General features: G+C 72.6%; 8 protein-coding genes. All 8 read left to right on the top strand.

Features of this window, described 5'->3' with window-relative positions; translation table 11 throughout:
* Positions 1-104 precede the first annotated feature (104 nt).
* The 8 genes from ACKI2N_RS28020 to ACKI2N_RS27985 are packed head-to-tail and all read left to right on the top strand — an operon-like array spanning position 105 to position 12,438.
* Positions 105-1,868, top strand: a complete 1,764-nt coding sequence (locus ACKI2N_RS28020; RefSeq protein WP_420995362.1) for a DUF2138 domain-containing protein — start codon at positions 105-107, stop codon at positions 1,866-1,868.
* Complete coding sequence (locus tag ACKI2N_RS28015; RefSeq protein ID WP_420995363.1) at positions 1,802-2,566, top strand: DUF1175 domain-containing protein; 765 nt, start codon at positions 1,802-1,804, stop codon at positions 2,564-2,566. The genes ACKI2N_RS28020 and ACKI2N_RS28015 overlap by 67 nt, the downstream gene beginning before the upstream one ends.
* Before the next feature lie 5 nt (positions 2,567-2,571).
* Positions 2,572-7,332, top strand: a complete 4,761-nt coding sequence (locus ACKI2N_RS28010; protein WP_420995364.1) for an alpha-2-macroglobulin family protein — start codon at positions 2,572-2,574, stop codon at positions 7,330-7,332.
* 7 nt (positions 7,333-7,339) lie between these two features.
* Positions 7,340-9,073, top strand: a complete 1,734-nt coding sequence (locus ACKI2N_RS28005; RefSeq protein ID WP_420995365.1) for a DUF2300 domain-containing protein — start codon at positions 7,340-7,342, stop codon at positions 9,071-9,073.
* Complete coding sequence (locus ACKI2N_RS28000) at positions 9,070-9,894, top strand: YfaP family protein (RefSeq protein WP_420995366.1); 825 nt, start codon at positions 9,070-9,072, stop codon at positions 9,892-9,894. The genes ACKI2N_RS28005 and ACKI2N_RS28000 overlap by 4 nt, the downstream gene beginning before the upstream one ends.
* Positions 9,895-9,931: 37 nt before the next feature.
* Complete coding sequence (locus ACKI2N_RS27995) at positions 9,932-10,717, top strand: YfaP family protein (protein ID WP_420995412.1); 786 nt, start codon at positions 9,932-9,934, stop codon at positions 10,715-10,717.
* A 27-nt stretch (positions 10,718-10,744) separates the two neighbouring features.
* Positions 10,745-11,929, top strand: a complete 1,185-nt coding sequence (locus ACKI2N_RS27990) for an MGDG synthase family glycosyltransferase (RefSeq protein WP_420995413.1) — start codon at positions 10,745-10,747, stop codon at positions 11,927-11,929.
* Positions 11,917-12,438, top strand: a complete 522-nt coding sequence (locus tag ACKI2N_RS27985) for a hypothetical protein (RefSeq protein ID WP_420995367.1) — start codon at positions 11,917-11,919, stop codon at positions 12,436-12,438. Before ACKI2N_RS27990 ends, ACKI2N_RS27985 begins: the two co-directional genes overlap by 13 nt.
* Positions 12,439-12,459 lie beyond the last annotated feature (21 nt).

The raw sequence follows: 12,459 nt of genomic DNA, 5'->3' as shown, positions 1-12,459 counted from the left end.
CAAATTTTCACAACGGCCGGCTTGCGGGCGGATTGATGTGCACGGTACGCTACCGGGCTCGCCGCGTGGTGAGTCGGGGCGGCCAAAAGAACGGGAAGGGGACCATGAAGATGTCGCGCAAGAAAATCGCGCTTGGCGTGGCGGTGCTGGCGGTCGCCGCGGGGGTGGCGGTGCAGCTGGTCTGGCACCCCTTCGGCAAGGCCTGGAAGGGCCAGCCGCGGCAGGTCGAGCTCGACTTCGGCCGCCCGGACGCGCTGGTCGACAGCGAGAGCCTGTCGAGCCTGCCGCGCGACATGCTGCGCGTGCCGCTGCTGCGCGATGTGCTTACCGAGGACTTCGTCAATTACTACGAGGACAACGAAGGCCGCCTCTCGGTGGCCGGCGCGCTGCGCCGCATCGCCTTCGAGCATGACCTCGACTGGTCCGACAGCCTGCTCAAGCGCGTGTTCGACGAGCCCGGCCGGCTGATGGCCTGGCGCGGCGCCGACGGCACGCTGCGCTACTGGGCGCTGGCGATGGAGCGCAACGGGCTGGCCAAGGCGCTGCAGATGCTGGCCACCGTCGCGCCCGCCGATGCCCAGCTCGCGCGCGCCGGCGAGATCGGCGGCACGCCGCTCTACGCCCTGCGCATCGGCGCCGCGCGCAGCCTGCTGATCGCCGGCAAGGGCGACCGCCTGGTCGTGTTGTCGGAGGCCGGCATGCTGCTCGACGCCGAAAGCAAGCCCATCGGCGCGCGCGCCAAGGCGGTGTCGGCATGGTTGTCCGACGATGCCGCCGCCCGCGAGGCGCCGCTGCTGTCGTTCGCGCTGGAGCCCGCCAAGGGCCCGCCCAAGGGGCACCGCGCGGTGGTCGGGGCGAACTACCTGTCGTTCGGCTACCAGGCCTTCTTCCCCGGCATCGAGGCGCTGCGCTTCGATTTCGCCGGCGCCGATCCCGAGGCCGCCGCCGGCAGCACGGACTGGCGCAGCGCGGTGCTGGTCGACGGCGCCCGCCTGCCGGACAAATGGAACACCGCCGCGTTGTGGCAGGCGCTGCCGGCGGATCCGGCGGCCTGCGCCACCTTGCCGGTCGACTGGCAGGCCGCCGGCAAGATGCTGCAGAAGGTCGGCGGCGGCCAGGGCGAGCTTGCCGCGCAGCCCGGCCAGGCATTCGAAGGGCCGGCCGCTGTGTGCTGGTACGGCAAGTCCGCGCTGGCCGCGCCCTTGTTCATGGCGCGGCTCAAGTCGGCGGCGGCCGCGGCCGCGCTGCAGCCGGTGCTGGCCAGCCTGTTCGAGCAGGTCATCGGCGCCTACGAGCCCAAGGCCGGCGCCGGCCAGGGCGGCTATGCGCGGCTGCCCGTGCAGGCCAGCAAGGGCCCCGGCGGCGCGCAACTGTGGTCGCGCCCGGTCAGTTCGCCCTACGGCACGCGCGAAGCCAGCGGCGCGCCGTTCGCCGGGCAGTTGTCCGCGGGCGCCTATTTCCCGGTCACGCTGGCGCTGGCCGGCAACATCGTGCTGTTTTCGCCGGACGCCACGCTGGTCGACGACGCACTGGCGGTGCGGGGCAAGCGCTTCCCGGCGGTGGCCGACACCATGCCGCGCGACCAGCAGTCCCGCACCGTGCTGAGCTTCACCCCGGCCACGCTGGCGCCGCTGGTGCGGCGTGAGGCCATCAAGGCGCTGCCGGCCGAGCAGGAAGCGCTGTTCCTGAACGCGGCGCGCGCCCACCTGTTCCCCAAGCTCAAGGCGCTCGGGGCCTATCCGGCGATGTCGCTGGTGCTGCCGGACAGCCTGCCCTCGGGCCGCGCCTGGGTGCCGGTGACATGGCAGCAGTCCGGCGCGCCGCGCGGCGTGCTGGCCAGCGCGGACGCCCCAGAGGCCGCGCGGTGACGGCGGCGCGCCGGGGGCGCCGCGCCGCGCTGGCGGCGCTGGCCGCCGCCTGCCTGCCGCTGGCCGGCGTCGGCCGCGCGCTGGCGCTGTCGGGCCTGGAGCCCGCCGTGCCCGCGGACGACCTGCTCGATCCCGCGCAGTCGGCGGTGTTCCGCGCCTGGTTCGTGCGCATCGCCGGCGAGCAGTTGCGGCAGGGCCCGACTCCGCGCTGGTATCAGCGCGACTGCGCCGGCCTGGTCCGCTTTGCCGTGGGCGAGGCGCTGCGCGTGCACGATGCGCGCTGGCTGCGCGCCAACGGCATGCAGGGCAGCGCGTCCGCCCGCCAGTTGCCGCCCGAGCTGAACCTCACCGCCGCGCAGCGCTCGCTGGGCCAGCGCTGGACCCGCGCCGACGGCAGCACCGGCGCCTATGCCTCGGCACTGGCGCTGGTGCAGGGCAACAGCCGCTTCGTCGCGCGCAACGTCAACCTGGCCCAGCCCGGCGACCTGCTGTTCTACGACCAGGGCGACGAGCAGCACCTGATGATCTGGATGGGCCAGTACCTGGCCTACCACACCGGCACCGTGACCCGCACCGACAACGGTCTGCGTGCCGTCACCCTTTCCCGCCTGATGCAATGGAACGACTCCCGCTGGCAGCCGCAGGACGGCAATCCCAATTTCATCGGTGTGTTCCGTTTCGCTTTTTTGTCGAGGTAAAGACGATGCCTGTCGTCATCACGCGCGCCCGCGCGCTGCTGCGTTCCGTGACCATCCGCATGCTGCTGGCGCTTGCCGTGCTGGGCGCGGCCCATGCAGCCCGCGCCGACGGGTCCGTCGCCACGCTCGACACGGTGCCGTCGAGCGGCTATGCCGCGTTCCAGGGCCAGCCGTTCTTCCTGCTCTCGGATGCCAGCTTCGGCAGCGACCAGACCGCGCAGGTGCGGCTCGAAGCGCCGGGCCGCGAATACAAGGAGGAGCTGCGGCGCTACGGCGGCGCCGACATCCTGGTCTACCGCGTGGCCGATCCGCTCGCCTTCCTGCGCGCGCAGAAGAACCTGCACCGCATCGACGTCAAGGCGAACTACCGCGGCGAAGGGCTGGCCAACACGCTGTCCTACCTGTGGGACAGCTGGTACAAGCAGGCGCGCCGCGCCTGGCAGCGCGTGCTGTCGTTCGCCACGCGCAGCAAGGCGGTGGAGGACGCGCCGCAGTTCAGCATGGGCGACCAGATCGCGCAGCCCACCCGCTTCGAGAACAACCCGCAATACGAGCCGCTCAAGGGCTACGAGGTGGTGGCGCGCTTCCGCTACCCGATCTGGGACGCCAGGGAGATCGCGCCGCCCAGGGACGTGAAGCTCGAAGGCAGCAGCAGCGAATTCCTGCCGCGCGACGCCGGCAACGTGATGGTGCCGCTGGGCAAGCTCAAGCCCGGCCTGTACATCGTCGAAGGCATCGTCGGTGCCTACCGCGCCCATACGCTGCTGTTCGTCTCGGACACCGTGGCGGTCACCAAGAGCACCGCCGACGGCATGCTGGTATGGGCCGCGCAGCGCAAGAGCGGCCGCCCCGTGAGCGGCGCCAGCCTGGCGTGGACCGACGGCCTCGGCGTGCTGCAAAGCGCCACCACCGGCGCCGACGGCGCGGCCGAGCTGGCTCATGCCAGCCCCGAGCGCAGCTACCTGCTCGGCGTGGACCCGGCCGGCGGCGCCTTCATCTCGGAAAACTTCTACTACGACAGCGAGATCTACAACACCAAGCTGTTCGCCTTCACCGACCGGCCGCTGTACCGCCCCGGCGATGAGGTGCGCGTCAAGTTCATCGGCCGCAATTTCCGCAGCGCCACCGAGTCGGCGCCCGCCGCCGCCGGCGACATCAAGCTCGACGTGCTCGACCCCAACGGCGCGCCGCTGGCCTCGCTCGGCACCGTGCTCAGCGCGGACAACGGCGCCGACGCGCGCTTCACGCTGCCGGCCAACGCGCTGGCCGGCGGCTACACGCTGCGCTTCGACTACGGCGGCGATACCTATGGCGGCGCTTTCCGCGTGGCCGAATACATCAAGCCGCATTTCGACGTCAACCTCGCGCTGGACAAGGCCGACTACGCCACCGGCGAGGCGCTCAAGGGCAAGATCCAGTTGCGCTATCCCGACGGCAAGCCGGTCAGGGACGCCAGGCTGTCGGTCAGCCTGCGCGCGCAGCAGGTGACGATGGTCGAGGGCGAGCTGCGTTACGCCGGCCTGTTCCCGGTCAAGCTCGAACAGCAGGAGCTGACCACCGACAGCAGCGGCAACGCCGCGCTCGCGCTGCCGGCGGCCAGGGAGCCGAGCCGCTACGTGGTCACGGTGTTCGCCAACGACGGCGCGGCCTACCGCGTCAAGGTCACGCGCGAACTGCTGATCGCGCGCGGCGCCACGCCGTACAGGCTGAGCGGCCCGGCCAACTTCACCAACGCCGGCCAGAGCGTGACCTTCACGCTGGAGGCGCTGGCCGCCCAGGCGCCGGCGCAGGCGCCCGCCAGCTGGGAGCTGGTGCGGCTCGAATCGCGCACGCGCACCGAAGGCAAGCTGGGCGCGGGCGCCGGCGGCGCGCTGTCGTTCCCGGTGAAGTTCGACCAGCCCGGCTCGTACACGCTGTCGGTCAAGGACGCCGCCGGCAACCTGCTGGCCGCGGCCAGCCACTGGGTGGCGGGCGAGGGCCTGCAGACCGTGCCCGGCAATATCGAGATCGTGTTCGACCGCGACCGCTACCGCATCGGCGACACCGCCGAGGCGCTGGTGACGTTCCCGCTGGCGGTGGAGGACGCGCTGCTCACGCTCGAGCGCGACCGCGTCGAGCGCCGCGGGCTGCTGTCCAGGGGCGGCGACTGGCTCTCGCTGGAAAAGGTCACCGACCGGCAATGGCGCGCGCGCATCAAGGTCGGCAACGGCTTCAGCCCGAACATGACGTTCTCGGTGCTGTACGTGAAGGACGGCGACTATGTGTTCCAGAACGCCGGCATCGCCGTGGCGCAGCCGGCCATCGAGCTGGCCGTCAAGAGCGACAAGCCGGTCTACGCGCCCGGCGAGACCGTCACGCTGGATCTGAGCAGCGCCTTCGGCGGCAAGCCGGTGCCGGCCAACCTCACGGTCAGCGTGGTCGACGAAATGGTCTACGTGCTGCAGCCCGAGATCGCGCCGAGCATCGTGGACTTTTTCTATCATCCGCGCCGCAACAGCGTGCGCACCACTTCCAGCCTGAATTTCATCGGCTACGACCTGGCCGTCTCCGGCCAGCCGGGCGGCGCCGGCCCCGAGCGCGGCCGCTACAACGAGCGCGGCGTCAAGGTGCTGGAGCGCCCGCGCCGCGACGAGAAGGACACCGCCGCGTGGGAAGCCACTCTGCGCACCGGCGCGGACGGGCGCGCGCGCATGAGCTTCGTCATGCCGGACTCGCTGGCCCGCTGGCGCATCACGGTGCGGGCCATCGCCGCCGACGGCACGGTCGGCCAGCGCACCGCCAATATCCGCTCGGACAAGGCGCTGTACCTCAAGTGGACCGGACCGCAGCGCTACCGCGCCGAGGACGCGCCGCGCATCGACATGGTCGCCTTCAACCAGGGCGGGCAGGACGTGGCCGCCGACCTCGTGGTGACGGGCGCCGGCCTCAACGTCAGCCAGAGCGTCACGCTCCGGCGCGGCGCCAATTATGTGAGCCTGCCGGTGGCGCCCGGCGCGCTGCGCAGCGGCACGGTCAATGCCGAGATCCGGCAGCAGGGCAAGGCCGTGGACCGCCTGCAGACGGCGCTGACGGTGGAGCCCACCGGCTGGCTGTCGCAGCGCGAGCTGACGCTGCCGCTGTCGGGCGCCAATGCCGGGCTCAGGCTGCCGGCCGACGCGCAGGACGTGCGCCTGCGCTTCGTCGACAGCGCCGCCAGCCAGTTCGCCCGCGTGGCCGACGACCTGCTGGCCTATCCCTATGGCTGCACCGAGCAGACCGCCAGCCGCCTGATCCCGCTGGCGCTGGCGCAGCGCAGCCTGGCCGCGAGCGGCGCCAGCACCGGCGCCGATACCGGCGGCGGCACCCAGGGCCTGGACGCGCTGCTGCGCACCCAGCGCCAGCGCCTGGCGCTGCTGGCCGGCGTCAACGGCCAGTTCGGCTGGTGGGGCGACACGCTCGGCAACAGCGCGCTGCTGACCGCCTACGCCTACTACGCCGATTGGCTGGCCACGCGCGCGGCCGGCATCAGCCTGCCGCCCGAGCACTGGAAGCACACGCTGGACGCCTACAAGCAGAGCATGAAGGAGCCGCCGCTGCACCGCATGCTGGCGCTGTGGTTCATCAACGAGATGGGCTTGCCGGTGGCGACGCAACTGGGCGGCCTGGCCGCCGAGCTGGGCCGGCCAGGCAGCGATGCGGGCGCCGCCGTGGCAGCCGGCGACAGCCTGGTCTTCGCCGCGCCGGATTCGCCGCAGGGCCGCCGCGTGGCGACCGTGCTCGCCGCGCAGCTCTACAAGCAGATCGGCCAGCCCATGCCCGAAGGGCTGGCGAGCGCGGCCGAGGCCGCGCGCCAGGCGCTGGCCGCCGATCCGTCGCCGCTGGTGCAGAGCCTGCTGCTGATGGCCGGCAAGGGCGCCGCCGCGTCGGACGTGCAGGCGCTGCTGTCGCGCGCCGGCGCCGCCAGCCCGACCATCGACCGCGCCGTGACCCTGGTCTGGCTCGACAAGGCGCTCGGCGGTGGCCTCGGCCGCGGCCTGCCGGGCGAGGCGGGCGCCGCGCCGCGCGCGCCGCAGGGCGACTGGCAGGCTGCGCGCAGCCCGCTCGGCCTGCCCGAATGGCGCTGGACCGGCGCGCAGCTGCCGCAGGCGCTGACGCTGGGCGCGCCGCAGAACATGGATGCGGCCGCGCAGTCGTACAACACCAACGCGGTGGTGTCGTACCGCAGCCGCGCGCAGGAAGCGCCGGGCCTGCCCATCGGCATCGAGCGCAAGCTCTACCGGCTGGTGCCGGCCGGGGACGAAGGCAAGACCGACAAGACCGGCAAGCCGGCCGATCCCGCCGCCGGCACCGCGGGCCTTGCCTTCTCGGCCCGGCCGGTCAAGCCGGGCGACAAGCTCGACAGCAACACGCTCTATGTCGACGAGATCGTGCTGAGCCCGCGCCAGGGCGTCTACCGTTACGGCCTGGTCGAGGCGCCGCTGCCGCCGGGCGGCGAAGTCGAGGGCACCACCTGGGGCCTGCGCATCGAGGGCTTGCCGGACCCCGACAACAAGGCCACCGGCCTGCAGCCGTTCCAGCGCGCCGTGACCTACGAGATGGGCATGCTGTCGTACCACCAGCCGGTGGTCGCGCTGGAGCGCCCGGTGGTGCTGCGCCAGCTGGTGCGCTTCTCGCTGCCGGGCAGGTTCAGCCTGCCGCCGGTGCGCTACTTCCGCATGTACCAGCCGGAGGCCAAGGCGCTGCAGGGCGACGGCAAGACCGCGGTCTTCCCGCTGGCGGTGGAGTGAGGCCGGCATGCGCGTGGCCGTGACGGCAGGCAGGGTGGGGCGCCGCTTGGCGCATTGTCTTGCTCTGTTCGCTGCTCTGTTCTGCGCCGCGCCCGCGTTCGCCGCGGCGCAGGCGGAGGGCGGCGAGCCGCTGCGCTTCGCGCGGCTGGCCGGCGGCGAGGCGCGGCTCTACCGCCTCGGCGGCAGCGGCGAGAGCGCGCCCGCGCCGCTGCCCGCCGGCCTGCGCACGCCGCTGGGCAGCGTCTGGAAGCTGTTCGTCTACAGCTACCTCGTGGCCCGCGACCGGCGCACCGAGGACTACACCTGCCGCGGCGGCGACCCCGAGGAAGTCTATTGCTGCACGGCCGGCCAGAGCATCGACCGCGAGCATGCGCTGGTGCAGTCGTGCGGGCGCTATTTCGAGCCGCGGCGGCTGGGTTTGTCGGGGGCCGACTGGCGGCGCTTCTGGCAGGACGCGGGCGCGCCCGCGTGGCTGCAGGACTTGCAGGCGATGCGCCCGGAGCATGCGGTGCCGGTGGCCGAGCTGCTGGCGGCGCTGCACGCGGTGCCGCCCGCCGCGCAGCAGGCCGCCTCGGCCACGCTGGTGTCGGTGCTGACCGTGGGGCGCGGCGAAGGCACGCTGGCCGACTACGGCAGCCTGCTGCGCGCCAAGACCTGGACCATGCCGGACCCGGCGCGGCCGGGCGCATCCATCGGCGGCGCCGCGGGCTGGCTGGCCGACGGCAGCCCGGCGTGGCTGGGCGGGCAGGGCGCCAGCGCCAATGTGCTGCGCCGCGCGGCGCCGCTGCTGCGCCCGCTGCTGGCCGCGCTGCCGGTGCCCGACGACGGCGCCTGCGTGCTGGTCGACATGTTCGAGCGCTACCCGCTGCGCGAACTGCTCGATGCGGGCAGGGCCGGTGGCGAGGCCGCGCCCGCCGGCCCGCTGGACGGCGTCTTCCGCGCCGAGTTCGCCAATGGCAACAGCGTGCGCGTGGCAAGCCGCGGCGAACTCAGCCTGCTGCGCCCGGCCGGCGCCGCGCCGCGCGTGGTCGGGCGCTTCGGCCTCAACGACTACGTGGCGCGCGTGGTGGAGCGCGAAGGCGATACCGCCGAGCCCGAGGCCGCCCGCGCGCTGGCGGTGGCCGTGCGCAGCTACCTGGTCCAGCAGGCCACGCGCGAGCAGGGCTGCTTCCGCATCGCCGACAGCAGCCGCACCCAGCGCGTGCTGCCGCGCGCGCCCACCGCCGCGGCGCGGCGCGCGGCCGACCAGACCGACGCGCTGGTGCTGTCCGGCGTGGCGGTGCGTTACCACCACGATGCCGGCGGCCAGGGCCGCATGGCGTGGACCGAGGCCAGGCGCGCGGCCGGGCAGGGCCTGGCCTTCGACGCCATCCTCGCGCGCTGGTGGCCGCAGGCCACGTTGACCTCGTTCCAGAGCCCGGTGGCCGGCGACTGCCTGGCGGTCGCCGGCGCGCGGCAATGGCTGGCGCAGCGCGCGCCGCGGTGGCAGCGCCGGCTCGGCGCCGAGCCCGGCTTCGAGGCGCCGCCGCTGCCCGCCGTGTGCGAGGTGCGCGAAGGCCGGCCTTATGCGGACGCGCGCCGCAACCGGCTCTACATCCACCGGCTCGCCAGCGAGGACGACCGCATCGCGCTGGCCCACGAATACCTGCATCTCGCATTCGCGCGCCACCCGCGCGGCCAGGACGAGTCCTTCGTCGAAGGCCTCGCGCGCCGGCTGGTGCGCACGGAAGATCCCTCATGAACCCCCATTCCACTTCCCCGCGTTCCCGGCGCCGCGCCGCGCTGGTCCTGGCCTGCGCGCTGGCGCCGCCGGCGGCCTTGGCCGGCCCGCTCGCCGATCTCGACGGCCCGGCCGGCGGCTGGCGCCACAGCGGCCTGTCCAGCGAGCTGGAGCGCTACACCGCGGCCTATCCCAAGCCGCCGGTGGACCGCGGCGCGCAGAAATACCGCACGCTGATCGAAGGCCGCCTGCGCCAGGCCGGCAGCGCAGGCCGCAAGCCGCCCACGCTGGTGGTCAACGGCAATGCCATGCCGCTCTATGCCGACGAGCAAGGCCGCTTTGCGCGGCCGTGGGCGTTCGGGCGCGGCTCCAACAGCGTGGAGATCGTCTCCGCCGACGGCGCCTCGCGCCAGCGCCTGCAGTTCTACGAGGCCGACGCCACCAAGGTCCAGGCCAGGCTGCGCGCGGTGCTGACCTGGGACGATCCCCGGGCGGAAGTCGACCTGCACGTGATTTCGCCCGCGGGCGGGCACGCCTTCTGGGCCAGCCCGCTGCTGCCCGAGGGCGGCGGGCTCGACGTGGACAGCGTGGACGGCGCTGGCCCCGAGATATTCTCCAGCGCGGCGCCGCGCCCTGGCGTGTGGCTGTTCTACGTGAACTACTGGGGCAACTTCGACGCGGGCGGCTACAACTTCCAGGCCGGGGCGAACGCGCGCGACCTGATCACCGCCCGGCTCACGCTGATCTACAACGAAAACACGCTCGACGAAAAGCGCGAGACACTGGCGATGCCGCTGCGCAAGCTGGGCGAGCTGGCGTTGATGAAATCGGTGCGCTTCTGAAGCAGACAACGCCCGCAAGGGAGATGGGACCGTGGATATGCATCGCAAGCCGAACCTCGTTCTGGCCAGCCTGATCCTGCCGCTGCTGGCCGCCGCGGCACATGCCGACGACGCCATCGAGTTCGCCACGCCGCGCAACGGCTGGCGCAACTCCGCCGGCGACACGGCTTCCTACACGCAGGAAGTCCACTATCCGGCCGTGTCGGTGTCCACGCCGGCCGGCCAGGCCGCCAGCGCGACGATCGCCGGGCGCATCCGCTCGTCGCCCAAGGGCAATGCTGGCGGGTCTGTCGCCACGCTGGTGGTCAACGGCATCGCCATGCCGCAGCGCGTGGAAGAGGACGGCAGCTTCTCGCGGCCGTATGCCTTTTCCGGCGGCAGCAACAGCGTGGAGATGCGCAGCGCGCAGGGCGCCGGCAAGCGCGTGCAGTTCTATGACGACTACCAGGGCCGCACGCGCCCGCGCCTGCGCGTGGTACTGTCCTGGGACAGCGACGCCACCGACCTCGACCTGCACGTGGTGTCGCCCGACGGCCAGCACACCTTCTACGCCCACCGCGTCGCCGGCAACGGCGGCGCGCTCGACGTCGACGTGACCACCGGCTACGGGCCCGAGATCTATTCGATCGCCGCGCCGCCGCCCGGCACCTACCTCGTCTACGTGAACTACTACGGCAGCGGCGCGGGCCCGGCAGCCATCACGGTGGCGCAGGTGGCGGTCGTCACCGACGAGAACACGCCCAGCGAGAAGCAGCAGGTCTTCCGCGTGCCGATGCGCAAGCCCGGCGAGCTGACCCTGGTCAAGTCCTTTGTGATGAAGTAACCCGAACCGATATCGCCGATGCCGCAGATGCCGCCGACGCCGCAGCACAAAATCCTGTTTCTCAGCGTTTCCGCCGGCGCCGGCCACATGCGCGCGGCCGAGGCGCTGCGCCTGACGGCGCAGGCCGAATTTCCCGCAGTGCGGACCCTCCATCTCGACGTGATGGGCTATGTGCCGGCCACCTTCCGCAAGCTCTACACGGACTTCTACATCAAGCTGGTCAACAGTTATCCGGCCTTGTGGGGCATGCTCTACGCCCACACCTCCGAGGCCGACCCGGCCGCGCCGATGCAGAAGCTGCGGCGCGCCGCCGAGCGGCTGAGCACGCGCGCGCTGCGCCGCGCGATCGACGAGTTCGCGCCGGACGCCATCGTCTGCACGCATTTCCTGCCCGCCGAGATCCTGATGCACGAAGTGCGCCGCCAGCGCCTGGCGGTGCCGGTGTGGGTGCAGGTGACCGACTTCGACCTGCACGGCATGTGGGTGATCCCGCATATGGCCGGCTACTTCGCCGCCAGCGAGGAGATCGCTTTCCGCATGCGCGCCAGCCGCATCGAGCCGGGCCGCATCCACGCCACCGGCATCCCGGTGGTGCCGGCCTTCACCCAGCCGCAGGACCGGCAGGCATGCGCCGCGCATTTCGGGCTCGACCCGGCGCGGCGCACCATCATGCTGATGGGCGGTGGCGCCGGCCTCGGCGGCCTGGACGAGGTGGCCGAGGCGCTGCTGCGGCTGGACCACGGTTTCCAGCTGATCGTGATGGCCGGGCGCAACGAGGCCGCGCTCGGGCGCCTCGGGACGCTCGCCGCCGCCCGGCCCGGCCAGCTGTTTCCGTTCGGCTTCATCGACGAAGTGGCGCGGCTGATGGGCTGCTCGGACCTCGTCATCACCAAGCCCGGCGGCCTCACCACCTCCGAGTGCCTGGCGATGGGCGTGCCGATGATCGTCAACGCGCCGATTCCCGGACAGGAAGAGCGCAATGCGGATTACCTGCTGGAGCAGGGCGCCGCGCTCAAGGCGGTGGACCTGGTCTCGCTCGAATACCGCGTGCGCCTGCTGCTGGGCGAGCCGGCGCGGCTGGCGCAGATGCGCGAGCGCGCCCGCGCGCTGGGCCGCCCGGCGGCCGCCCGGCAGGTGCTGCAGGCCGTGCTGGCGCAACTGCCGGGGTGGCCGCAGCCGGCGCCGGCGGGGACGGACCGATGCGCTCGCTGAACCTGTCCGCGCTGCCGCCGCACGCGCAGGCCTGGCCCCCGCGGCACCCGCTGGCGCTGGCACTGACGCTCGGCTGGACCATGCTGCTGGCGTACTTCTTCGCCAACGTCGAAATCCAGATCGAAGGCGCCGCGGGCTGGGCCGCCAACCTGCCCACCTGGCGCATCGAGCATCACTGGCTGCTGGATATCTTCTGGGGCGGCCGCCCCATGACCGGCTATCACGCCTGGGTGTTTCCCTGCGTGGCGCTGTTCTTCCATTTCCCGCTGCTGTTCGCCGGCCGCTGGAACTGGCGCGCGCAGGCCCGGGTCGTGGCCTGCATCATGGTGTTCTGGGTCACGGAGGACTTTCTCTGGTTCGTGCTCAACCCGGCCTACGGCCTGGCCCGCTTCGCGCCGGAGTTCGTGCCCTGGCACATTCACTGGCTGGGCGTGGCGCCCACCGACTACTGGGCGGGGCTGGGCGCGGCGATGGTGCTGACGTGGTTTTCGTGCCGGCGGGGCGGCTGAGCAGGGCGCGGCATAAACGCA

This window comes from Cupriavidus sp. 30B13 (genome assembly GCF_049059565.2).
Classification (GTDB): domain Bacteria; phylum Pseudomonadota; class Gammaproteobacteria; order Burkholderiales; family Burkholderiaceae; genus Cupriavidus.
The sequence above is the reverse complement of the archived record's forward strand: the minus strand, read 5'-3'. Positions and strand labels throughout refer to the sequence as shown.

Bases quoted from the DNA above. Each gene is read 5' to 3' on its own strand.
- ACKI2N_RS27995 (WP_420995412.1), top strand. From the start codon at position 9,932: ATGCATCGCAAGCCGAACCTCGTTCTGGCCAGCCTGATCCTGCCGCTG.
- ACKI2N_RS28000 (WP_420995366.1), top strand. From the start codon at position 9,070: ATGAACCCCCATTCCACTTCCCCGCGTTCCCGGCGCCGCGCCGCGCTG.
- ACKI2N_RS28020 (WP_420995362.1), top strand. From the start codon at position 105: ATGAAGATGTCGCGCAAGAAAATCGCGCTTGGCGTGGCGGTGCTGGCG.
- ACKI2N_RS28015 (WP_420995363.1), top strand. From the start codon at position 1,802: ATGGCAGCAGTCCGGCGCGCCGCGCGGCGTGCTGGCCAGCGCGGACGC.
- ACKI2N_RS27985 (WP_420995367.1), top strand. From the start codon at position 11,917: ATGCGCTCGCTGAACCTGTCCGCGCTGCCGCCGCACGCGCAGGCCTGG.
- ACKI2N_RS28005 (WP_420995365.1), top strand. From the start codon at position 7,340: ATGCGCGTGGCCGTGACGGCAGGCAGGGTGGGGCGCCGCTTGGCGCAT.
- ACKI2N_RS27990 (WP_420995413.1), top strand. From the start codon at position 10,745: ATGCCGCCGACGCCGCAGCACAAAATCCTGTTTCTCAGCGTTTCCGCC.
- ACKI2N_RS28010 (WP_420995364.1), top strand. From the start codon at position 2,572: ATGCCTGTCGTCATCACGCGCGCCCGCGCGCTGCTGCGTTCCGTGACC.